The organism is Marinobacter sp. SBS5 (genome assembly GCF_048285575.1).
Classification (GTDB): domain Bacteria; phylum Pseudomonadota; class Gammaproteobacteria; order Pseudomonadales; family Oleiphilaceae; genus Marinobacter.
Window position 1 is genome coordinate 345,119 of sequence record NZ_JBLWAZ010000004.1, and the last position, 23,372, is coordinate 368,490.

22 protein-coding genes are annotated in these 23,372 nt (G+C 54.9%); 8 read left to right on the forward strand and 14 right to left on the reverse strand.

The genetic code is table 11. The features are described 5' to 3' along the window. Positions 1-14 precede the first annotated feature (14 nt). The 3 genes from ACNQ6O_RS13145 to ACNQ6O_RS13155 all read right to left on the reverse strand — a co-directional run bounded on the left by ACNQ6O_RS13145 (position 15) and on the right by ACNQ6O_RS13155 (position 2,872). A complete protein-coding gene (locus ACNQ6O_RS13145) occupies positions 15-794 on the reverse strand; it encodes a class II glutamine amidotransferase (RefSeq protein ID WP_418053679.1) in 780 nt (259 codons plus the stop codon). 84 nt (positions 795-878) lie between these two features. Next, positions 879-1,961, reverse strand: coding sequence for a GGDEF domain-containing protein (locus tag ACNQ6O_RS13150; RefSeq protein ID WP_418053680.1), 1,083 nt, complete (start codon positions 1,959-1,961; stop codon positions 879-881). A 95-nt stretch (positions 1,962-2,056) separates the two neighbouring features. Further along, the gene (locus tag ACNQ6O_RS13155; protein ID WP_418053681.1) at positions 2,057-2,872 is read right to left on the reverse strand and encodes an SDR family NAD(P)-dependent oxidoreductase; all 816 of its coding nucleotides are present in this window, start codon (positions 2,870-2,872) and stop codon (positions 2,057-2,059) included. Between the two features lie 223 nt (positions 2,873-3,095). Here ACNQ6O_RS13155 and ACNQ6O_RS13160 point away from each other — a divergent pair, with 223 nt between their 5' ends. Both ACNQ6O_RS13160 and ACNQ6O_RS13165 read left to right on the forward strand, forming a co-directional pair. Then, a complete protein-coding gene (locus ACNQ6O_RS13160; RefSeq protein ID WP_418053682.1) occupies positions 3,096-3,557 on the forward strand; it encodes an NfeD family protein in 462 nt (153 codons plus the stop codon). A gap of 2 nt (positions 3,558-3,559) precedes the next feature. Then, entirely contained in the window at positions 3,560-4,579 is a 1,020-nt protein-coding gene (locus tag ACNQ6O_RS13165; protein WP_418053683.1) for an SPFH domain-containing protein, read from the forward strand. Positions 4,580-4,596: 17 nt separating this feature from the next. On the opposite strand, the gene yfbR is transcribed toward ACNQ6O_RS13165, so the two are convergent. Both yfbR and ACNQ6O_RS13175 read right to left on the reverse strand, forming a co-directional pair. Then, a complete protein-coding gene (gene yfbR, locus ACNQ6O_RS13170) occupies positions 4,597-5,199 on the reverse strand; it encodes a 5'-deoxynucleotidase (RefSeq protein ID WP_418053684.1) in 603 nt (200 codons plus the stop codon). A 25-nt stretch (positions 5,200-5,224) separates the two neighbouring features. Then, entirely contained in the window at positions 5,225-8,026 is a 2,802-nt protein-coding gene (locus tag ACNQ6O_RS13175; protein ID WP_418053685.1) for a DUF748 domain-containing protein, read from the reverse strand. A gap of 154 nt (positions 8,027-8,180) precedes the next feature. Between ACNQ6O_RS13175 and pdxH the strand changes: the two genes are divergently transcribed. Genes pdxH through ACNQ6O_RS13190 form a run of 3 tightly spaced genes read left to right on the forward strand, consistent with a single transcriptional unit; the run spans position 8,181 to position 10,145 of the window. Further along, on the forward strand, positions 8,181-8,816 hold the full coding sequence (gene pdxH / locus ACNQ6O_RS13180; RefSeq protein WP_418053686.1) for a pyridoxamine 5'-phosphate oxidase: 636 nt from the start codon (positions 8,181-8,183) through the stop codon (positions 8,814-8,816). Then, on the forward strand, positions 8,785-9,546 hold the full coding sequence (locus tag ACNQ6O_RS13185) for a 4'-phosphopantetheinyl transferase family protein (RefSeq protein WP_418053687.1): 762 nt from the start codon (positions 8,785-8,787) through the stop codon (positions 9,544-9,546). The genes pdxH and ACNQ6O_RS13185 overlap by 32 nt, the downstream gene beginning before the upstream one ends. An 8-nt stretch (positions 9,547-9,554) precedes the next feature. Next, positions 9,555-10,145: a DNA-3-methyladenine glycosylase I gene (locus tag ACNQ6O_RS13190; protein ID WP_418053688.1), complete on the forward strand. Its 591-nt coding sequence runs from the start codon at positions 9,555-9,557 to the stop codon at positions 10,143-10,145. A gap of 146 nt (positions 10,146-10,291) precedes the next feature. Here the strand turns inward: ACNQ6O_RS13190 and ACNQ6O_RS13195 are convergent, their stop codons facing one another. From ACNQ6O_RS13195 to ACNQ6O_RS13220, 6 genes are all read right to left on the reverse strand, one after another. Next, the gene (locus tag ACNQ6O_RS13195) at positions 10,292-11,746 is read right to left on the reverse strand and encodes an aspartate kinase (protein WP_418053689.1); all 1,455 of its coding nucleotides are present in this window, start codon (positions 11,744-11,746) and stop codon (positions 10,292-10,294) included. A 49-nt stretch (positions 11,747-11,795) separates the two neighbouring features. After that, entirely contained in the window at positions 11,796-13,064 is a 1,269-nt protein-coding gene (gene ectB / locus ACNQ6O_RS13200; protein WP_418053690.1) for a diaminobutyrate--2-oxoglutarate transaminase, read from the reverse strand. A gap of 175 nt (positions 13,065-13,239) precedes the next feature. Then, positions 13,240-13,755 (reverse strand): diaminobutyrate acetyltransferase, encoded by a 516-nt coding sequence (gene ectA / locus ACNQ6O_RS13205; protein WP_418053691.1) that lies wholly within the window; start codon positions 13,753-13,755, stop codon positions 13,240-13,242. Positions 13,756-14,075: 320 nt separating this feature from the next. Further along, positions 14,076-15,494: a sodium:solute symporter family transporter gene (locus tag ACNQ6O_RS13210; protein WP_418053692.1), complete on the reverse strand. Its 1,419-nt coding sequence runs from the start codon at positions 15,492-15,494 to the stop codon at positions 14,076-14,078. Positions 15,495-15,766: 272 nt separating this feature from the next. Then, positions 15,767-16,738, reverse strand: a complete 972-nt coding sequence (locus tag ACNQ6O_RS13215) for a radical SAM protein (protein WP_418053693.1) — start codon at positions 16,736-16,738, stop codon at positions 15,767-15,769. Positions 16,739-16,807: 69 nt separating this feature from the next. After that, positions 16,808-18,964: an FAD-dependent oxidoreductase gene (locus ACNQ6O_RS13220; protein ID WP_418053694.1), complete on the reverse strand. Its 2,157-nt coding sequence runs from the start codon at positions 18,962-18,964 to the stop codon at positions 16,808-16,810. A gap of 188 nt (positions 18,965-19,152) precedes the next feature. Here ACNQ6O_RS13220 and ACNQ6O_RS13225 point away from each other — a divergent pair, with 188 nt between their 5' ends. Beyond that, the gene (locus ACNQ6O_RS13225) at positions 19,153-19,773 is read left to right on the forward strand and encodes an RNA polymerase sigma factor (protein ID WP_418053695.1); all 621 of its coding nucleotides are present in this window, start codon (positions 19,153-19,155) and stop codon (positions 19,771-19,773) included. Next, positions 19,767-20,012 carry an anti-sigma factor family protein gene (locus ACNQ6O_RS13230; RefSeq protein ID WP_418053696.1) on the forward strand — a complete coding sequence of 82 codons (246 nt, stop codon included), beginning with the start codon at positions 19,767-19,769 and terminating at the stop codon, positions 20,010-20,012. Before ACNQ6O_RS13225 ends, ACNQ6O_RS13230 begins: the two co-directional genes overlap by 7 nt. On the opposite strand, the gene ACNQ6O_RS13235 is transcribed toward ACNQ6O_RS13230, so the two are convergent. Both ACNQ6O_RS13235 and ACNQ6O_RS13240 read right to left on the reverse strand, forming a co-directional pair. Next, positions 19,970-20,722, reverse strand: coding sequence for a DUF6969 family protein (locus ACNQ6O_RS13235; RefSeq protein ID WP_418053697.1), 753 nt, complete (start codon positions 20,720-20,722; stop codon positions 19,970-19,972). The two genes, ACNQ6O_RS13230 and ACNQ6O_RS13235, sit on opposite strands and share 43 nt — an antisense overlap. 64 nt (positions 20,723-20,786) lie before the next feature. After that, the gene (locus ACNQ6O_RS13240) at positions 20,787-21,539 is read right to left on the reverse strand and encodes a cytochrome c peroxidase (RefSeq protein WP_418053698.1); all 753 of its coding nucleotides are present in this window, start codon (positions 21,537-21,539) and stop codon (positions 20,787-20,789) included. 204 nt (positions 21,540-21,743) lie between these two features. Between ACNQ6O_RS13240 and ACNQ6O_RS13245 the strand changes: the two genes are divergently transcribed. Then, positions 21,744-22,520, forward strand: coding sequence for a YiiX/YebB-like N1pC/P60 family cysteine hydrolase (locus ACNQ6O_RS13245; RefSeq protein WP_418053699.1), 777 nt, complete (start codon positions 21,744-21,746; stop codon positions 22,518-22,520). Here the strand turns inward: ACNQ6O_RS13245 and ACNQ6O_RS13250 are convergent. Next, positions 22,512-23,363, reverse strand: coding sequence for a DUF547 domain-containing protein (locus tag ACNQ6O_RS13250; RefSeq protein ID WP_418053700.1), 852 nt, complete (start codon positions 23,361-23,363; stop codon positions 22,512-22,514). The genes ACNQ6O_RS13245 and ACNQ6O_RS13250 overlap by 9 nt on opposite strands. Positions 23,364-23,372 lie beyond the last annotated feature (9 nt).

A 23,372-nucleotide genomic window follows, 5' to 3' on the forward strand; every position in this document is an offset into this window, starting at 1 on the left:
GCCTCCACAAAACTCTAGCTTTCCAACCCGCCCGTCATCACTACTTCGCCTTTGCGCCACAGGCGCCATTCCCCGGGCTGATAGATATCCCAGGTTTCATCGGTGGTTAGAGGCTCTGTGACAATCACGCTGACGATATCGTTGGGGGTGGTTTCGGCTTCGAAGTCGATGGTGACATCGGTGTCTTTCAAACGGGCCGGGCCGAATGGTGCACGGCGGGTGATGCTGGCCATTTTGGTGGTGCAGTAGGTAAACAACCAATCGCCGTTACTGAGCAGCAGGTTGAATACGCCCTGGCTAGCGTAGTGCGAAGAAAGGGTGACCAGCCTCTCGACTACCTGCTCAAGGTTGTCATCACGGTGGCAGTGCTCTCTCAGATGATTGAGCATGTCGCAAAATAACGCTTCACTGTCAGTGCCACCAACCGGTTCGTAATACCCCTGTTGTGCACTGAAGTCTGATAGCTGGCCATTATGGGCAAAAACCCAGTAGCGCCCCCAGAGCTCACGAATAAACGGATGGGTATTGGCCAAGCATATCTCGCCCACGTTTGCCTGCCGGATATGACAGACCGCCACTTCGCTTTTGATCGGGTGGGTTTGTACCACTTCGGCAAGGCGTGAGCTGGCACTGGCATCAGAGTCGTGAAAACAGCGAATACCTTTGCCTTCGTAAAAAGCTACGCCCCAACCATCTTTGTGAGGCCCCGTTTCGCCACCCCGGCGAGTCAGACCGGTAAAGCTGAAACATAGGTCAGTAGGGGTGTTGGCACTCATGGCCAGCAGTTCACACATGGTTCGATGAATCCTCGAGCAAAATAGACGGTCAGCGTAAGCATACCGTATTCAGCCCTCACCTCCAGCCAATGCACCTGCAGTCTAGGTGGATAACCCAGCAAAAGACGAGGCAACCTGATTACGGCCAGCCCGTTTGACCCGGTAAAGGTGCTGATCTGCCACCGAGAACAAGCTATCCGCCTGTCGGCCATCCTCTGGCCATTGCGCCATGCCAAACGAAGCCGTCACCTTTATGCCTGTACCACCATAACTCAACTCCCGAACTGCGATGCGCTGTCGTAGCTCCTCTATCAATTCATAAGCAGCCGTTGGTGACACATCCCTCAGAATCAAACCAAACTCTTCACCGCCCAAGCGGCCGACGAAATCGGTGGTTCGTAATCGATCGCGCAGGCACTTGCCGATCTCCTGCAACACGAAGTCGCCCGCCTCATGTCCAAGCGTATCGTTGACGATTTTGAAGTGATCAATATCCATCATCACCAAAGCGAACGCTGTGTTACTGCGCTCACTTTCCGCAATGGTCCGGGTCAGCGTAGACTGGAAGTTCCCGCGATTAGCCAGCCCCGTCAGCGTATCCGTCTGGGCAACTTCGATTAAACGCTGTTCGGCTTCTTCTCGCCGAGCTTCGTACATATAAATGAACACCTGCATCAAGCTACTGCATAGCACCATGTTCAAGAAATCAATCACGAAGTCGGCCCTGCTAAGCTCAGCAAGACCCGCAAGATAGAAGAAGTACACCACGCAACCCAAGAGCATGAATGGCACGCTCAGCATCATGCCTTCGCGCCTACCCAGCAATAGATACGCAAGTACAGGCATCATCAACACCCAAACGAATGCCGCCGTCGAGGCGTCAGGCAACAGCATGATGGCAATGAAAAAAGAGAACAGGGTGAGCAGATAGCCATAGACCCACCGCTCAAAGTGCAGTGTGTGATTGATTCTGGCAACGCCCAGAAACGATAAGCTACCGACGATGACTTCAGCGGCTGATACCCAAGGATGACCGCTGAAAAGCTGGAGCACGGCAAACACCATGAGCGACAACCCTGTCACCCAAAACAAAAACCGGGCGAGTGATCGACGGTGGTTATCCCTAAGCCCGGAACGGCTTTGCATCAGTGCTTTGCCTAAATCCGGGTGATTGAACTTATCCATACTGATTCTGCCTTAGATCAGGCTTCTAATTATTATCGCGGATTAACTGACTATAAAACACGTAGTCCGCTTTTCCCTAACGGTTTCGAACACGGTCAGTTATAGAGATTTTTACGGGAGAAGCGTTCAACTAAGGGTTGGTATGCGGCACCCAACAACCGGTTTATGGCATCGATACCCCAAGCATCAGGCCCGACCAGAATCCGGGATTCATTCTTCAAAATCCCTTTCACGATAATCTCGGCGGCCTTGTCCGGCGTGGTCATGGCCAATTTATCAAAGCCCTTACGCTGGGCTTCAGCATTTTCAGTTTTACCCATACGAGCGGCGTTGGCGATATTCGTGCGAATGCCACCTGGGTGGACGCAGCTAACCTGAACCGGCTGGCGTTCGAGTTTCATTTCTTGTCGCAGCGATTCCGTAAACCCACGCACCGCAAATTTAGCAGCATTGTAGGCACTCTGTTTAGGCACACCTATAAAGCCAAACACACTGGAAATATTCACCACGTGACCATCACCGGACGCGATCAGGTGGGGCAGAAAAGCACGGGTACCATGGGTAACACCCCAGAAATCGATATCCATGATCCACTTGAAATCTTCATCCGTCATCTCGCGAACGGATGCCGACAACGCAACGCCGGCGTTATTGATGACAAGATTGACCGCCCCAAAGTCTGCGCGTACTTGCTCGGCGTGGGCGTATATCGCGTCACGATCAGACACATCCAGGTAGTAAGATTTCACGTCTGCTCCGTCACAAGAAGCCACTGTTTCTGCCAAGCCGACTTCGTTAACGTCAGACAGCGCCAAACGACAACCCTTAGCGGCCAATACTTTCGCGAGCCCTCGGCCAATGCCTGAACCGGCTCCTGTCACCACAGCCACTTTATTTTTGAAATCTTTCATGCGGACAACCTTTCGTATTATTGTTGGTCAATACCAACACACTTTAGTACCTCCACACTGTAATGCTTAGTTCAAACCTCGCTATGGCAGTAAACGTTTCTTGACGTGGTCATTCCGGCCACACCACTTAAGCCCAATCCGTGCAGCCAGTCAGAGACGGCATCGAGTTCATTGGTTACAATCAAGATTCTTCTGAATTCATGCCCTTCGCTTGGAACTGATTATGGAATGGAGTCTTACCCACTTATGGCTGATTCTGGCTTTGGTCCTCAGCCTTGCTGAACTCACCTCCGGCGTGCTTCTGCTGCTGGCGCTTGGGATTGCGGCCGCGCTGACGGCGCTGGCGTCTTTTCTGGGCGCTTCGTTTGAATGGCAGCTGGTCACTATGGGCGTGATGTCCGGCATTCTGGTGCCCGTCGCGATCCGCTGGATACGCCCTCGTTTTTCGCCCAAAGGCGTGGCCTACGGCACCACCGGAACCGGTGTCGAACACGGCAAAACCTATCGGACGCTGTTGCGTGACTTCGATGGCGCGACCGGCATCAAGATCAACGGCGACTTCTATCGCCTGAAACTCGCCGATGGCAGCAGCCCCGAATTACCGGAAGGCACAGCAGTGATTTTTGACAAATTTGATGGCACCACTGCCATCGTGCACCTCGCGCAACCCAAACAGGAAGGTTAATCATGGAAGCATTCATTACTCCAGGGCTGGTTATCAGCTTAATTATTGTCGCTGTTGGCATTTTCATTATTGCCAAGGGCCTGGTGATCATTCGCCAATCTGAAGTCATGGTCATCGAGCGGCTGGGCTCGTTTAACCGCGTACTGGAAAGCGGCATCAACATCATCATTCCGTTTATCGAAAAACCCCGCCCGATCAGCATGATTCGTTACATGCGCATGGGTGAGGAATACCACCCGGTGACCAGCGACGAAATTCGCATCGACCGCCGTGAAACCGTCATGGATTTCCCGGGTCAGCCCGTTGTCACCACCGACAACGTGACGGTGAAAATTAACGGCGCGCTCTATTACCAGATCATCGACCCCCGCCGTGCCGTTTACGAAGTCGCCAACATGAGCCAAGCGGTGGAAGTACTCGCTAAAACCACTCTGCGTTCCGTGGTCGGTAAGATGGAGCTGGACAAGCTGTTTGAATCCCGCAGTGAAGTAAACAGCGCCATTCAGGCAGAAATGGAAGAAGCCGCATCAAAGTGGGGCGTCAAACTGACCCGTGTGGAAGTGCAAGACATCAGCATGCCGGAAGAAGTGGAAGAGGCCATGCGCCTGCAGATGGCAGCCGAGCGTAAGCGTCGTGCCACTGTAACGGAAGCTGAGGGTGAAAAAGCCGCAGCCATTGCAATGGCTCAGGGCCAGCGAGAATCCGCCATCCTGAACGCTCAGGGCGACAAGGAATCCGCTATTCTGCGCGCTCAAGGTGAACAGGAATCCATCCGCCTGGTACTGAATGCCATCGGCGAGAATGAAGAAAACAAACGCACCGTTGTTGGCTACCTGCTGGGCCAGAGCTACATCAAAGCCCTGCCGACCATGGCCAAAGACGGCGAGCGCGTGTTCGTGCCCTATGAATCTACCGCGCTGCTCGGCTCCATGGGCATGTTCCGAGAGTTGGCCGGCAGCCCCGAAGATGTCGTTCGTCAAGGCTTGCGCAGCGGCATGGTCGCCTCCGCCGGCACCAACTGAGAGCGCCGAAGCGCTCGCTAACCCAATAGGTGGTCCAGCGGGCGCTCATAGCTGGGCGCGAATACTTCAAGGAAGTACATCACTTCCGGCGAGGCGTCTTCTTGCAGGCGGCGGAGAATCTGCTCCGCTGCCGGCTCGAATTCTTTGTTACCGGTCTGAATTTCGGCCCGACACTTCAACAGCGCAGACAACCGGTCCGCGGATTTGATCAGCTCTTGCTCTTCCTCCGTCCATTGCGATTCCCGCAGGTAGGGCGCGAAAGCATCCTGCAACTCATCGGGCAACAACGCCAACAGCTCAGCTTCCGCTTTGTGTTCGATGTCGCCGAACACTTCCCGCATGACTTTCGAGTGATACTTCACCGGGGTCGGCATGTCACCGGTAATCACTTCGGTGGCATCGTGATAGAGCGCGGCGGTCGCAATGCGATCAGCGTTTACCTGTCCGCCAAATTGATTGTTTCGGATCAGCGCCAACGCATGGGAAATGGTAGCCACTTCCCACGAGTGGGTCGCCACATTTTCTTCGATGGCATTGCGCATCAGGCCCCAGCGTTTGATCCAACGCAGCCGGGACACATACGCAAAAAAATGGCTAACGGGCGTTTTTCTCAGACTCATTCAAGGCTTCCTGTTCGATTCACGATCAGCGCACATCCAGCGTGAAAGGCACGATCACGTTCCCGTGCTCATCCAGCTCCGATTGCTGCAGGGTATCCAATGTGAAAAGCTGGCCAGCGGGTACGCCGTGGGTATCTTTCAATAGCCGATGGATAGCTTGACCTCGTCTGGCAGCCAGTTGACTCAAAGCCTCCGGTGGCAGCTGGCGCTCACCCACGCGGTATTCCTGCTGCACTTCAGTCCATGCTTCTTCCGTGACGGCTTCACCGGCTGCCTTCATACGCTCTTTCAATAACACCAGACCATCGGCATTGGGTGCCGCCGCGCCACGAATACTTAACAGCAAGTCCGGCCGGTCGTTCAGCGCCTTCGCCAGCGCAGCTATCTTTTCAGCTTCGCCGTCCGCCAAAGCAATTTTACCGGGCACAAAGCTCACCCGCCCCAACTCCTCACTGCTGAAGCCTGCAAAATCCGCCAAAGAACCCAACATACTGAATGGCGAAGCCGCCGCTTTCACCAGAAGGTTCACAAAGGTACGCATCACCACCTGACCAATCCGGAAGTCCGGGTTTGCGATATCGCCCTCAATGGGCAAATCCACTTTAATGATGCCCTGCTGGTCGGTCAGTAAGGCCAACCCCAACTTCACCGGCGCCTTGACCGCGTCTTTACTGGACACCGCTTGGCCAAGCCGCATCCGATCCAAAACCACCTGATTCGAAGCCTTCAAATTCGAGCCGGTAATTTCATAATCCAGCTCAAGATCCAATTTTCCGGCATCCACCGCGTAACCCAAATAGCGGCCGAGATAGGGCGAAAGTACCGGTAACGACAAGCCCTCCATGGTGAGTTTCAAGTCGCTGGTTTCGTCCGTGCCTAAAGCACCCAGCGTGCCCTCGAATGTCACCGGGGCACCACCCGCCAGTTCACCTTTCAAATTAACCAGCCCCTGCTGAGGCGGCACGTTGGTGATACCGCTCACAGAACCTGACAAAGCTTCAAAGGTGGTGCTGAACGCCGGCTTGAGCGTCCGGTCGGTGTAACCCACCGAGCCATCATCAATGAGCAACTCTCCGATCCGGAAAACAAATTCAGGCTCGCCATCTCCTTGCTCAGCGGATGCTTTATCGGGCACAGGAGTATCCGGGCCAGTTTTGACAATGCTTTCAACATTGTGGGCACCGCCTTCTACCCGAACCACATTGAGCGAAGGCTGTGCAAGCGTTACCGTGCCAATCTCCAATCGGGCAGGGTTAACGTTGAATTCCACCGGAGCCAGTCGCAGCAATTGCCAGGTCACCAACTGGCCGTCCTGGCTTGGAAGGCGAAGGTCAAAATCGGTTATCTGTGCCGAGCCACTGAAAGTGCCTGTCATCGGAGCGTCTTGCCCATCAAGATCCAGATTGCCGTCGAAGCCGAGCTTGCCGTCCCTCACCGCGACATTGGCACCGAGCTGAATGTACGGCTCAACCGCCGCCAAAACGATGCCCGAGCCAGCCAATGCCGCTTCGAAATTGAATGGGCTCGGTGTGATTTGCCCCTTAGCCGTGATTTGGCCACCACTGGCCAGCTTGGTCGACAGATCATAGGATGCCGGTTCATCCATTCGGTGGGACAGGGCACCCAAGCTTACCGCCAAATCCACCAGCTCCAGCTCAGCGGGTTGCTCAGTTGCCTCATCCCGCCAGCGCACGCGGCCCTGTTTTAACTCGGCGCCTTGCACTTCCCAGTGAAACGCCGGCCCTGCGGTCTGCTCCCCGTCAGCCCCTGGCTCTGTTTCGGCAGCCGGCAGCGAGGCTTGCCAGTCGATACTGCCATCCGCTCGCCGGGTTGCTGCAACAAACGGCTGGTCAATCGTCACCATGCCCACCCGAGCTTCCTTCGCAGCCAGATCAAAACCAATGCCATCAACAGACAGCCCTTCGATGCTCAACGCAGGTTCTTCGAGGTCTTCTGCCAGAGCCAACGCCAGCTTCTTAACCTGTAACGCGCCGTTGGACGTTTCCAACTGAAAACCACGTTCGTTTGAAAGCCAGTAATCCGATTCAACCGTGACCCGTCCATCCTGCAGCCGCCATGACAGGTGCGGCTCAAGATATTTCGCCAAGGTTTTATAACTCACCTCAGAAAATCGAACCCGACCCTCGGAATACAACGGGTTAATACTCAGCTCGCCCTCCCACTCGAGGGTCTGTTCACCGATGGCGGCCATGATGGAATAGCGGCTATCCTCTTCACCCCGCGACCATGTAGCCAGATCGTCAACCGCAAGATCCAGCGGTTCAACCTGCAATTCGACGGTGTCATCCTGAGTGAAATCTCTGAACAACAATCGGCCATCCTCAATGGCCAAATGCCGGAAATAGAGTTTAGGCGGCTCGGAGTCTTCTTGATCAGCCTCGGGCGCTTCCTCTTCTACTCCCGGGTTTGCTTGATTCCAGTCTCGGGCAAAATTAACGGAATAGTCTTCCAGCAGATCCAAACGCACGTCGGGCTTCATCAGAAGTATTTCATCAAACCCGACAACCCCTCTGGCAAGCTGCAACACGTCCAGATTCACTCGTAAATGATCAAATGCGGCAACCGGACGGTCATCGGAGTCCTGAGCTGAAAACGCATCGACCTCCAGGCTGAATACAAAGGGATTGAAGCGGATATCAGAAACCTGAGCCTGCCAACCCATTCTTTGCTCCAACTGGTTCGGAAGCTCTTTTTCAAGCCACCACGGCAGTAATAGAAACCCTGCCAGCGCATACAGCACCAGCAAGACACACAGCCCGATCAACAAGTTTCTTACCCAATGACTTACCGCCACTGATTGGCCCACAAATCACTCCCTTATTCGGTATGGTCACACGCAATGCATATCTCTCAAGCATAGCGTTCACACCCCGGCTTTGTCAGCCAAACCTGACAGCGGCCGCCGAACCCTATATCCTCAGCAGATTACGACTCCTGTGACCGCCAACGGAGAAAGCAGTATGGATATCGGCGATATGCGTCGGGACTTTGAAAGCGAGGGTCTGGACCGGGAACATTTGAATGACGACCCGGTAATTCAATTCCAGAATTGGTTCGAGGACAGTCGCAAGGCTGGCATTCTAGAACCTAATGCCATGTCTCTGGCCACCAGCGGCGCAGACCAGATGCCCGATATCCGAACGGTGTTGCTGAAGTACTTCGATGAACGCGGCTTTGTTTTTTACACCAACTACGGCAGCAGAAAAGCCCGCGAACTCGATGAGAATCCCCGCGCAGCACTGCTATTCCCTTGGATCGGCCTGAACCGTCAGGTTCGGATTCAAGGCAAGGTCGAGAAAGTCAGTAAATCAGAATCACTCAGGTACTTCACCTCCAGACCCCGAGGCAGCCAAATCGGCGCCTGGGTTTCCGAACAAAGCAAAGCCATTACATCACGTGGTTTACTCGAGCAAAAAGTTGCGGAAATGAAGCGCAAGTTCAGCTCCGGCGAAATTCCCCTTCCTGATTTCTGGGGTGGATACCGAGTGGTTCCGGAGCGGATCGAATTCTGGCAAGGACGACCAAGCCGACTTCACGACCGATTTGAATACGTGAGAGAAGCAAATGCTTGGACAATCGAACGGCTACAGCCCTGAAACACCTCAAATCTGGCTGTGCCATCAAATAACGCGTGTACCGGATTCTTTACCGGACTGGCTGACTTCTTTTGAGCGCGACACGCTGGCAAAGCTTGAAGGCCCGCGGCGTGGCGAATACCTGTCCAGCCGCTGGCTGATCAGGCAAGGTTTGAGCAATATCAGTGGCGAACCGGCGGAGCAATGCCAGCCTGTCGATGGCCGGCCCGTTGCCTCACAGTTTCCGGCCGGCTGGCACCTGTCACTGAGCCACACTCAGGGGCTCAATGCGGTGGTTATCGGCCCAACACCCTTAGGCATCGATGTCGAACCGAGCCAACGTAAGCCGGATTGGCAGGGCGTTGCCAAGCGCTGGTTTTCGCCGGTTGAGCAGGAATGGTTACTGAGGGCCAACGACCCCTACAATTTCCTGAAGGTCTGGACCCTGAAAGAGGCCTGGCTGAAAGCTACGCGCCGCGGCATTGCGGGCAATTTGCAGACACTGGAAGTCCGAAAAGACTTCGAGCTGTATGGTGACCAACCCGATCGTCGGTGGCACAGCTGCTGCTGCTCCGTTGAGGGATTTCTCGCGACGCTGGTGTATCAAACCAACAATCCCGACCGGGAAGCCAGCTGGCCGGCCGTTACCCTGCTGGAGCCACCACCCGAGGATTATAATCTCGCGGCGGCAGAGCCTCTGGAGACCATCTGGGAGCCGCTTTACCATCGGACGATTCGAGCCAAACGTTAGGAACGACTATGCCTGAGACTCAGCCGCGGTGCCCCTGGTGCGGTACAGATCCACATTACGTGCATTATCACGATACTGTCTGGGGTCGGCCAGAGTATGACGATCAGGCACTGTTTGAGAAACTGTGTCTGGACGGGCAGCAAGCGGGACTGAGCTGGCTCACCATTCTACGGAAACAAGACACCTACCGAGCGGCTTACGCCGACTTTGATCCGAACAAAATCGCACGCTTTACAGAGCAGGATCAGGCTCGGCTGCTTGATGATCCCGGCATTATCCGGAATCGCCTGAAAGTTCAGTCAATTATTCGAAACGCTCGAGCCTATCTGGCACTGCAACAGCAGGGCATAAAGTTTTCCGAATTCCTGTGGCAGTTCGTGGCACATCGCCCGATACAAAACCAGTGGCGCTCCGTTGACGAGGTCCCGGTGACCACACCGGAATCAGAAGCTATGTCCAAGGCCCTGAAGAAAGCTGGCTTCAACTTTGTCGGCCCCACCATTGTGTACGCGTTTATGCAGGCGACCGGTATGGTCAACGACCACTTGGTGAGTTGCAAAGCGCATCAGGAATGCCGAGAACTGTCGTTGCAGGATTAACGGCGAGAGAAAGAAAAGGAGCGTCGGGAAGGGTGATCGGACACGCCCGGCCATCTCTAATGCGGCCGACCGGGGCGGCCGATCGGGAGGCAAGACAACCTCCATTACCCGCAGACGAAGCGACCGAGTTCGCCTACGGGTAATTTTCAGGGCGTCTCAGACGCCGCGACGATCGCATACTCATGGTTGTGGGGCTCAATCAGCGCACCGTGCAACGCAGAGATGGCGGAGTCGTAGTGGTCTTCGTCAATCACAAACTGAATATCCACCTGGCGCATGCACTGGTGAATCGCCAGAACACTGATGTCTTTGTCTGCCAACGATTTCACTGAACGAGCCAGAATACCCGGCACTTTCATATCGCTTCCAATGGCAGACACCAGCGCCACCTTGCGAGTGCTCAGTTCAGCATTCGGGAAGGCTTCTTCCATCGCTTTCACCACACGCTTCACATGCTTGAGCGTTGTGTCCACGTAGTGGGTGATGGTGTTGGCGTTGGTATCCTTGGAGATAAAGCGCACTTTGTAGCGCGCCAGAATATCCAGCAATGCACGGTCGGAACCGGGCTCACCCTGCATGTCCTGATCGAATACTTCGATCGCAAATACACCCTTGGCACCCGCAATGATCTCAACTTGCGGCTTCTCACTGACGTAGTCGCCGGTGATCAACGTTCCCGTGTGCTCTGGCTCAAAGGTGTTCATTACCCGCAGAGGAATCTCGTTCTGGCGCAAGCCTTTACCGGCACGGGGGTGAATCGCTTCCATTCCCAGGTTCGCCAGCTGGTCTGCCACGTCGTAGTTGGTACGACCCAAAGGCACCACCTTTTCTTCGCCGACGATGTTCGGGTCAGCAGAACTCAGGTGATACTCCTTGTGGATAATCGCTTCGCAGGCGTTGGTCATGACCGCAATGCGACTGAACGTCATCTCACTGTAGCCACGGTCGAAGGTACGCATCAGACCTTCTTTACACTGAGCGTAACCGGTCACGATGGGCAGCTCGCGGCTGAGATCGACATTGTCAAAGGCCTGTTTCAGCTTCTCATCGAGAGGCATCAATTCACTATCACGCCAGCCAGTCAGATCAACAAAGCGGGCGTTGATACCTTCTTGCTGCAACTTCAGCGCAGTGTTAAACGCACTGTGAGCTTCGCCGATACCCGCCAGCATTTCCCGCACCGTCAGCAGGTGCTCTTCCAATTGGAATTGACCGTAGGAACATAGGCGCTGAAGATCAATCAGACAGCCCCGAACCCCTTCAATGCGGTCGGTAATGAACTGGTCGGCCTGTTGCTTCAGCATCGGGTCCGTAAACAGATCACTGTTAATGTCTGTCAGGAGCTTGATCAGGGTAGTGAGATCATCACCCCAAGCCCAATCAGACTCCGCATCAGCAAACAGGGCGTAGACACCCGGCTCACCGGTTTTTTTATGCTCCAGCAATTCGTTAGTGACGCCACCATAGGCAGACACAACGAAAATCCGCTGGTAGAGGTCGTTCTTGTCGCGCTGACCAATAATAATATTGTCGCGCACGGCCTCGTAGTTGCTCATTGAAGTACCGCCAATTTTCTCGACGGTATGCTGTGCCGTAGTCATAGTCTTGCCTTTATCATCTGCAGAAGAGGTACCAGTTGGAGCGGGCGTCTTAAGACGCCTCGCTGACACTCTTCTGCATGACTTCAGCGACACTCTCGCCCAGCAACTTGGCACCAAGACGCAAATCGTCTTCGCTGGTGGTCAGCGGCATCAGGCACTTGATAACTTCATCATTCGGACCACTGGTTTCGATGATCAAGCCTTTCTCGAACGCCAGCTTGGTGATCGGACCGGTCACTTCCGGATTCGCCGCTTCGATGCCGCGCATCAGACCACGACCCTTAACCTTGAACTCACCCGGATACTTGTCACAGATGGCCTGCAGCTCATCACCTAACAGCTTGGATTTGGCTTTCACCGAGTTCGCGAACTCGTCGTCCTTCCAGTAGGTATCGATGGCTGCACGCGCAGTCACGAATGCCATGTTGTTTCCACGGAAGGTACCGTTGTGCTCGCCGGATTCCCAGATATCCAGCTCTGGCTTGAACAGCACCAAGGCCATCGGCAGGCCATAGCCACTCAGAGACTTGGATACCGTTACGATGTCCGGCTTGATGCCAGCAAATTCAAAGCTGAAGAACTCGCCAGTACGACCGTTACCGGCCTGGATATCGTCCAGAATCAGCAGAATGTCGTGCTTCTCGCACAGCTCAGACAAACCTTTCAGCCATTCCGCACGAGCAGCGTTCAGACCACCTTCACCCTGAACCGCTTCGACAATGACGGCGGCAGGCAGCTCAATACCGGAAGAGCTGTCAGACAGCATCTTGTCCATGATGGCCAGTGAATCAACGTCCTCACCCAGGTAACCGTCATAGAACATGAAATCAACGTTGCCCAGGGGTACACCAACACCGCCACGGTGGTGCTTGTTACCGGTCGCCGCAACGGCTCCGGCCGTCACACCGTGGAAACCGTTGGTGAACGAAATGATGTTGGTACGACCTTTCACCTTACGGGCCAGCTTCATGGCCGCTTCTACACAGTTGGTACCAGTCGGACCAGTGAACTGCATCTTGTAGTTCAGGCCACGAGGCTGAAGGATGTTCTTCTTATAGGACTCCATGAAGTCCTGCTTGGCGGTGGTGAACAGGTCCAGACCCTGACTCACGCCATCGGCTTCGATGTACTCGAGCAGCGCTTTCTTCAGGATGTCGTTGTTGTGGCCATAGTTCAGTGAACCGGCACCGGCCAAAAAGTCGAGGTACTGCTTGCCATCTTCGGTGTACAGGTGCGCGTTCTTGGCACGATTAAAAACCACCGGAAAGGCGCGGGAATAAACACGTACTTCGGATTCTGTAGACTTAAAAATTTCCATTGTCTTGCCTCTTAGCATAGTAGGTTCGAGGTTGGGCTCGGCGGTTTGCTGGTAAAACGTATCGGTCGCAACAAACCTACCGGGCGTTTATTTCAGCCACATAACAGGCCCACCTCGGGCGGCCCGGGCTGTATAAAATCGCAGTCAATAATTCACTAGCTGTGAATCAGAGCTCTCAGACAGGCTTTGTAAAAGGTCCGATGCGTAGCAAGAACTCAGAATCGTGCTTGCCACCAAAATGGGTGCCTTTCTCAAAGTGCTCGTGGTAGGTGAGCTCTGCACCTAGATCACGGGCGAACGAGCGGAACAGTGCCCAGGAAGCTTCATTGTCTTCCGTAATCGTGGTTTCCAAATGGGTAACACCCTTGCAGGCGTCACGACCCACGATCTCTTTCAGCATTCGCTTGGCCAGACCCTGTCCACGACCTTTCTCGTGTACGGCCACCTGCCAGACAAACACTGTCTCGGGCTGTTGGGGAGGAATGTATCCGGAGATAAAGCCGACTAGATCGCCTTCTTTCTCCGCGGCCACGCCGGTGTCGGCAAAGTGGCTGCACTGCAGGAGGTTGCAGTAAATCGAGTTGGGGTCCAGAGGCGGGCATTCCGCCACCAACTGGTGGAGCCTAAAGCCATCATCCTTGGTAGGTTTCCGCAGGGTGATGGCGGTGGTATTCGATCCTTCTGAGGTCATAACGTTGTCAATTCGCGTCAAAATTCAGGCCTAAATTATATAGACCACGAAATATATTTCAAGTTGAGCACCTAAACCGACCAAAGACGCCCACTTGAAACCCGGCTTTGATTCGCGCCCATCGCACGATCTTAAGGGACTGCCTCAGCCTAAAACAGCGCCAGAACCACTGCGCCACGGGCGTTTAGCCACAGCACCCCCTCCTAGCCTTAAAGATAGACCAAGCTCCAAAAACGCGCCAATAAAAAATAACGACAATCAAAACCTTTAGGGCTCCAAATATTGAAACCGTTACGGCTAGGACCGGCAGTTCCTGATCGCTACCACGCTCCGGAATCACCCTTGGGCCCAGGTACGACAACGTTGGCCAATCGGCGCACCAGAAGCGGGACAAAAAATCCGGTCGTACAGATCAGGATTCCCCACGCATTCACCCCCAACAGCATGGCGTACTTGCCCTCACCAATGGCCCAGCTCTCGGGAACCAAACCCACCGTCAGCAACACCCCGAGCCCAAGGCCAGTCCAGAAACTCAGATGAAAACTCCAGGGCGACCAGCGGGTGAAGCCATAGAACAGGAACACCGGCGCCAGCCCCATCACCATGGTGCCGGATATGGTGGTGGCGGTTAGAATGTCGGTGCCGGCAAACATCGGGATATTCCCCACGAACGCGAACACCACCATCACCGCCGCTCCAGCCCGAATGCTTGGCAACTTACCCCCGGCACGCCTGGCCAGCTTCGGTAAATCCACCGCAAGAGATTTCGCTAGCGAAGTAAATGTAGAATCCAAGGTAGAGCCTGCCGAGGTCATCATCACCACACTCATAAAAAACAGGGCCGCCAAGCCCAGAGACTGGCCCACCGCCGCAGGTGCGTTACCCATAACCTCAATACCATTCAGCCGGGCATGCACACCCACCAGACTAAAGATAAACACCGCCACAAATCCGAGCAGACCTGCCACCACAAAGCTTTTGAGCATGGTTTTCTCTTTGTTCACAAAGCCCCGGTCGGTTAGCACGGGGTCGTGGAACGGGTAACTGAACATCTGCAGCAAAGCCACCAGCAACAGATCAACTCCGCTTTCCAGCCGGAACTCGCCATTGCTCAGAAGGGCGCTGGTTTCGTTACCCGGGATGATCAGAAACAACACAGCGCCAACGAAGAATACGAAGACAAAGGCCTGGATCACATCGGTGAAAATCGATGAACGCAACCCACCCTTGAGGCTGTAGGCGAGGGTAAACGCCGTAAACACCATCGCGGCTGCGTAGTATTCCCACTCACCGGGCAAGCCGAAGTAGCCGCCCACTACCGCGGTATTACTCCAGACTTCGTTATAGAGCCGGATCAGAATCGCGGCTGCAAAGGCAAGACTCGCAAGCCGGCCAAACCGTGAGGTCAGGAACTCTTGAAGGCTCCGGGCTCCGGTTTGCGTTCGTATCAGGTAGATCACATAACCGGCCACCGGGATCGACAGCCAATAACTGGCATAGGCCAGGCCTCCTACCACTCCGTAACTTGCGCCCAGGTTGGCCGCATTGGTCACGGACTTGGCAAAGATCCAGCTGATAAAAATACTCGCAGTGAGTGACCACTGACCAACGGGGTTGCCCTGATCATCTGCGCCTTTGTAAAACGAGTTGGCGTTTTTGCTCTTCGGCGACAGCGCATACATGACCACGCCGTATACCATGAGAAATCCCCAGAACAGGGTGCCTTCGGTCGCGTTCATTGTTTGATTCGCCCTTTTTTGGCTTGTTGGTTTTGGAGCAAGACATCAGTCGGGAGTAGGGGGTCAAAACGAAAATCGTGGATTTTCTGATGGTTTTGACCCCCTACTCCCGACTGATGCCCCCGAACTTCGGCACGGTCTGCAAGGAACCTATCTGGATAGTCCAATAGGCCTTTCGGGCTGGGGTGGCCCTCAAAAACTATCAGAAAATCCACGATTTTCGTTTTGGAGGGCCACCCCAGCCCGAAAGGCCGACCACTCCCAAACAAAACTCAAACAGGCGCCGAACAACTAGCCCCAAACCGATAACAGGAAAAACACCGGTGATGCCGCAACATGATGCGTTCATCCATGCTCTCCGCCAGCGTGCCACCCAGATCGTATTGCGGGTCATCATCCACCAGCGTGCAGGCATACACCCGAACCTGATCACCTTTCTTCACTAACATACGAGTGTAGGTGCACATGAAATGAGCCCGTGATTCCGGCGTTGGGTACTTCTCCATACACCCTTCGGTTATTTCAGGGCTGCCATCTTCCGAACCCGGGGCGCCTAAATCAGGGAATGCGGTGAACGCCAGGTTTTCAGGAATCTTGTGTTCGCGGAAGATGGCTCGGAAGGCCGCTTCGACATCCGCCGGCACTTCACCCGGGTCGGTTTGGCGGGCAACAGACACCTTGAAACCCTGCTCGATCAGCCAGCGAATGCCTTCCAGCGCCAGATCAAAACTGCCTTCGCCGCGGTCTTTGTCGTGCCGGGCAGGATCGGGGAAATCCAGGCTAACGCGGAAATGGATCGGATAGGGGTTATGCAGCAAAGGCATAATCTGATGCCGGCGCTTCAGCAACGGCTCGGTGGCGTTGGTCAGGACGAAACAGGGACGGTGCTGGCTGGCGTAGTTCAGGATGTTCACAAAATCCCGAATGACGAAGGGCTCGCCACCGGTAAACGAAAACTGCTCCACCCCCATCCCAATGGCTTCGTGGATAAACGGCTTCACATCGCTGAGCTTCATGCCGGGAATGCGTCCATCACCCGGGTGAGAGCCTTCCAGACAGAACGGGCAGGCCAAATTGCAGGCGGTGCCGGTGTGAATCCACAGCTCTTTTAACTTGTCGGCATCGATGAAGCCACGGGGGTCGCCACTGCGGGTGTGGGTCCAGCTGTCACGAGCTCTGGGGGCCAGCACTTCCACCGCAGGAATGCGTTCACCTTGGGGCGTCTGAAGTTCCGTCAGGGGCATAGTTGCTCCTCGTTTTTATGAGTTATCTTGAACACAGACACGGCCTGCTGTGATTTGTTACAAATACGATCAACGCTTTCCCAGCCGCCATGCATGCAGTTTAGACAGAAATGCCAGAACTCTCTGTGGCGCATGGGCTCGCTTCCATTCACCGGCTGCGTATTTCGCGGATTCGTTCCAGGTCGGGTAAGGGTGGATGGTGCCAAGAATCTTGTTCAGGCCCAATCCGTACTTCATGGCGAGCGTGAACTCCGCGAGGATTTCTGCGCCGTGAGATCCTACCACCACAGCACCCAGAATCTTGTCCTTACCCGGCACCGTCAGCACCTTGATGAAGCCCTGCGCTTCGCTTTCAGCAATGGCCCGGTCCAGATCATCCAAGCCGTAGCGGGTTATTTCATAAGCCACGCCTTGCGCGTTGGCCTCGGCTTCACTCAGGCCCACCCGGGCCACTTCCGGTGAAGTGAAGGTCACCCAGGGCATCACTCGGTAATCCACCCGAAAGCGTTTGAACGCCCCGAACAGGCCGTTGACTGCGGCATACCAAGCTTGATGGGCTGCCGCATGGGTGAACTGATAGGGGCCGGCCACATCACCACAGGCAAAGACATTGGGGAAGCGCAGGCTCATGTCGTCTTCGACCGGTACGGTGCCGTTGGGCAGGGTTTCCACACCAATCCGCTCCAGATTCAGTCCGTTCGTATTGGCCGCTCGGCCTAGAGCCACCAGCACTTGATCAAACGGGATACGAACCCGCTCGCCGTTATGCTCACAGTAAGCAACCTTCTCACCGTTTTCCAGACAGAACTCGGCGGCAGAGTGTTCTAGTCGCACGTCAATGCCATCGGCTTCGAATTGCGCCTTGAGCACCGCCGAAACGTCTTCGTCTTCTCGCGCCAACAGGCGGTCTCCGCGTTCAACCTGAACCACCTTGCTGCCCAGCCGGGCAAAAGCGTGGGCCAGCTCCGAACCAATAGGGCCACCACCGAGCACTAACAAACGTTCAGGTTGCTCTTGCAGGTCCCAAAGGTTGTCTGATGTCAGGGGGGCCATGGCATCCAGACCCGGAATCGGCGGCAAGGCCGGCTTACCACCGGTGGCCACAATGATGCTGCGGGCGGTCAGGCGTTCGGTGCGGCCATCGTTGTGGCGCACTTCCAGTTCCCAGGGCGACACAAAGCTCGCTTCACCGGCAATGCAATCCACGCCGAGCTGTTGGTAGCGCTCCGGGGAATCATGCGGCTCTACTTGCGCGATCACGTCTTTGACTCTGTTCATGATGTGTTTGAACGAAGCCTGCACCGGCACGGATTCAAGGCCGTAACGGTTGGCATGACGCAGGGTGTCCGCCGCTTTGGCACTGCGAATCAGCGCTTTGGAAGGAACGCAGCCGGTGTTCAGGCAATCACCACCCATCTTATCCTTCTCAATCAGCGCCACTTTGGCTTTAACTGCGGCGCCAATGTACGCCGAAACCAGCCCAGCCGCGCCACCGCCAATGACCACCAGGTTGTAATCGAACTGCTTAGGCTTCTCCCAGCCCGCATACACTTTGCGGCTACGGATAAAGCCCACCACAAATTTAGCGATCAGCGGAAACAATGCGAGCAAGGCAAACGACAGCAACAAATCACCGGAGAGGATATCGCTGGTGGATTTGATCTGACCCAACTGGGTGCCGGCATTCACAAACACAAAGGTACCCGGCAACATGGCAATCCAGCTGACCAATGCGTAGGTACGCAGTTTCATGGCCGTTAAACCCATGGCCAAATTGATCAGGAAGAACGGGAATACGGGGACCAAACGCAGGGCTGCCAGATAGAAAGCCCCGTCTTTTTCGATGCCTCGGTCAATTTTGGCAACGGTATCTTGGTAGCGATTACGAAGGGTATCCCTAAGCAGGAAGCGGGCCACCAGAAACGCCAGTGATGCACCGATCGTCGATGCCACAGACACCGCCGCCAGCCCATACAGATTGCCAAAAAACGCGCCGCCGGCGAGGGTCATGATCGCTGCCCCGGGCAACGACAGAGCAGTCACCAGCACATAAACAGCGGCGTAACCAATCACCGCCACAAACAGGTTCTGGTCAATCCAGTCAGCAATCGCATCCCGGTGCTGCTGAAGGTTCTCCAGAGTCAGCAACTGATGCAGATCGAAACCGATAAAAGCCACCACAATGACTGCGATAACCAGAAGAAGATAAAGCTTATGTCGACTCATAAGTAGGCCTGTTAGAGGTGCATTGATAGAGTGCTGTACACACCCTGACACGCTCAACCGTTGGATGTTACACCCGTTTTGCCCTAATCTTTTTGCACAACGGTTCCACACTACAGGAACTTTTTGGCGTTCCGAAACACTATTAAATACACCAACAGACAAGCTGAGCGCGCCCGGGACGCAGACTCATGGACACAGCGGTGCAAAAAGACTCCGAATACGCCTTGATCGAAGCTCTCCAACAAGGGGACGCTTCCGCCTACGAAAAAGCCGTGCGCGCATACTCCTCCGGCATGCTTGCCGTTGCCCGCTTCTATCTGGACACCTCAAGCGCCGAAGAAGTTGTTCAGGACTGCTGGGTGACGGTGATAGACGCCATTCAAAAGTTCGAAGGTCGGTCTGGCTTGAAAACCTGGCTGCACCGGATTGTGGCCAATCGCTGCAAAAATAAACTCCGCTCCAACAAGCGTGAAGTGATCACGGACTTCTCCGAGGTTCTGGACCCCGAACTGGCAGACCGATTCAATGCCTCACGCCGGTGGGACCAACCGCCTCGCCTGCGATTTGATGAATCTGCCGATGTCTTGTTGGAAAACGGAGCCTTAAGTGACTGTCTGGACAAACACCTGTCGGCATTGCCGGAAACTCAGCGTTCTGCGTTGATGCTGTATGAGGCCCACCAGCACACGTCGGAAGATGTCTGTAACATTCTGGATGTCAGTGCATCTAATCTCCGAGTACTGTTACACCGAGCAAGGCAGAAAATCTTTCTGATGGTGGAAACCTTCCAGGAGTCCGGCGAATGTTGATGTGCAGAGATCTGGCGGAAATCGCCAGCGATTACATTGATGGAGAGCTGACCAAGCCTCAAAGTCTGGCCGTCAGAATGCACTTGATGATGTGTAAACATTGCCGCTCGTTTATCGGCAACCTACGGGCAAGCACCGAACTGATACAAGCTCATTCGTATGCAGAGCCCGATGAAGAAATGATGTGCCGAATTGATCAACGCATCGCCGAAGCGCTCAAAGCCCGCAAAAAAGGCTGACCCTTTCGCGCCCTTCTAGCCTGCTCTGCCATCAGCTTAGCCGCCCAACTCTCTACATTAATTGGCATACTGCCGGTTATCTCCAAGGAACGATTTTCCAATACCCGCTCCAAGGCTTGCCCCTGCCCATCGTTAACCACCGCATCTCGGTGCTTCAACAACGCTTCAACTTGCGGTCTAAAACAACGCACCATAGCCGTCAGCCACCGGTTCACCGGCCAACTTGGATGCGCATGATCAATAGCAAACTGATCCAGTGCCGCGATCACCGATTCTGCCGGTAGCCAGCTTTCATCCGTAACCCAGCGGTTGACCGCGAACAAATCGGTCGGGTAACCCCAGGCATCCATGGAAATAGCGACCAAATGCGCCACCCGGTCCTCACCCACAGGCCCAAGTACAGGCTCCGCGCTTTCTGGAAGGGCTGAGTCACGCACAAACAAATGGAAATGGCCATGCTCCGCATGATCCTCCCGGTGGGCATGGTAGTAGTACTGGGAGGCCGTTTCCCGGTCATACACATCGTCTTTCGGGTAGTGGTCCATTTCATAGAACGGGCCTTGGTCTTTGAGCACTTCACCGACGATGTTCAGCCCCCCTTTCTTCAGTACGCGATAGCATTCCCGGATCTCGTCTATGGCGGTAAGGCACGTCGCCAACTGGCGATTGCTCAGGCTTGTGAGTTCAGGAATCCGGATAATGTCGGTCATCGGGTTTCTCCTTGGACGCTGTTGTCACCCGCTACAGCGAAAACAGCGTTCGCCCTCTGATATTTTATTGAGCCTGATTAGCCTGAACCTTGCTCATGTAGGCAGTGAGCGCAGCCAGCTCTTGGCTGTCCCACGGAAAGGGTTCAGAGGCCATTGGCTGCACCATGCAGATCTGCACCATCTCATCCAGATGCACCTGATCCATACCGAAGATGTTCTTCGCCATGGCGACCGGGTGCGGATAATCGTTGGTAAAGGTCGCGTTATAACCCGCTCCGTCATTGTGACAGCTGGCACAGGCCAAGCCGTTACTGCTGAGGGAAGGGTCATTGAACAGCTTCTTACCCATGGCTACCAAGGTATCGGGATTACCCATGTAGGCTTGATAGCCGGCTGGCCGAGTCACCTTCTTGGCGGCACAAGGGTTCGCTTTGGCGCCGCACTTACCGGTTGCCGCGCACGGATTGCAGCCCTTTGGTGCGCAGGTCTTGTTCACCGAACAGGGATTCTTCGTCGCACACGGGTTTTTGCCTGCACAGGGGTCTTTCATTGCATCTTTCATGGCGCAGGGGTGCTTCATTGCGCAGGGATTTTTGCTGGCGCACGGGTTCTTTGCCGCACACGGATTGCACCCGGCCTTGCAGTACTGCCCGGCCTTACACTTCCCTTTACACGGGGAACAGGGGCCACAACCGGCAATGGCCAGACCACCCCCGGCCCCCAACATGGCGGTCATCAGGGCGGCCGACCACCAAGTGGCATGACGGTGTTGGCCAAAGCTACGAATCGCGTGGGTTAGAGCATGTGTGGTTGTCATGATGTCTCTCTCCGTTCAGGAGTTACGTTGCGGACCCTCAAAGCCCGCCGCCGCTCACAAGAGCGGTTAAGGTTTAGACACCCTGACAACCGTGTTGTTACAAACTTTATTTTATGTACCGGTTACTCAACCGCCAGCCGTAACACAGGCTTTGCGCCGGTGTCTGTGCTACTAATAAACAAAGCTTTGTGATCAGGAGGTTCCATGCTGCTGAGCTGGCTGACGCGGCAACTGGCTGCGTACTTGTCGAAAGAGGTTTCCCACAACTCCATTCGCACCTCAACCTGGGATGCTCTGGTAACCACCATTCAACCCGGGGACGTGCTGCTGGTGGAAGGAACGACAAGGATCAGTGTGGCCATCAAGTACCTGACCCAATCGACCTGGTCTCACGCTGCGTTGTACCTGGGGACGGATGCCGGGCTCGGCACCTCGGCTGAAGGCGAAACTCACGCACTGATCGAAGCGGACCTTGAACAGGGCATTCGGCCACTGCCGCTGTCGCATTACCGGCATGCGCACACCCGAATCTGTCGCCCGGTGGGGTTATCCGACCATGATGTTGGCACACTGACCAATTACGCTCGCAGCCGCATCGGCCACCAGTACGATATGAGGAACGTATTTGATTTGGCCCGTTACCTGCTCCCCACGCCACCGGTGCCAGCACGACACCGGCACAAGCTGCTGGCCTTTGGAAGTGGCGATCCCACCCGAGCCATCTGCTCAACGTTTATCGCCGAGGCTTTTCAACGGTTGCGGTACCCCATTTTGCCGGTAGTAGAACTTCTGCCTGCGGATGACCCGGACTGTCATGACTGCATCCGCGAGCTGTACCGGGTCAAACATCACTCCCTGTTCACCCCGAGAGATTTTGACGCATCACCCTATTTCCGAATCGTTAAACCCACGATTGAAACGAATTTCGATTACCGCGCGCTCAACTGGGGTGATGACGATTCAGGATTGGAACTACCTTAATTCCGGGAAATTTTCAGGCCGGTTCAGCGTCCATTCATAGTCGATGAACCTGTAACTCGGGGCGTTTTTAATCTGATTCGCCAGTTCCGGCGTTGCCCATTTGAGAATAAAGGCCTTCACCGAGCCGGACGCTTCAACAAAGTCCTCCTCATACCATTTGAACAGTTCGGTGACCGTCAGCTGCCCGGACGTCATTCTCAGATGCCGCTGGGTATTCAATGCACGCCGGGTATTGTCCGTCAGCAGTGTTTCCAGATTACTCTCGGTGTATAGCTGGCTTCGAAGCGGTGGGCAGCCGGTTGACGCGCAATTCACGGCAAAGTGCACCCGGGCGTCCTTCCAGCCTTTGGCTTGATAATCTTTGCCCAGCAATATGTTTTTCTGAATGCCATCCAGACTCAGAGCTCGACCACCGACGTTAAAGGTCTCACGCTCAAACACCGAGTCCACAAACGGATTGATTCGCCCTCCGTAGTCCCACACAGATGACACCAAACGACCATCGGGTCTGTCGGACAGGATCTGATCGATCATGAAAAAGTTATAGGCATTAATCCAGAAGGCGACGGACGCCTCCCGGCCTTTCAGGCCGTCCGGGCTAAAGCTGGCCAAAGCCTGGCGCTGGCTCCGCAGCAAGCGATCTGTTCTGTCATCCGCAAGCGCACCGGCATAATCGAAAGCCGACACCATCCCGTTGCCCGGCAACGCTTGTTCGATAACGTATTGGCTCAACAGCTTCTGAAAGGGGGCATACAGGACTTCAGTCACATCGGCCCGAACCGGCATCACCACCATCAGCAAGAGGAGGGCTAACCAAGAGGAAAAAAGGGCTTTTAGCGGCATAAGACATCT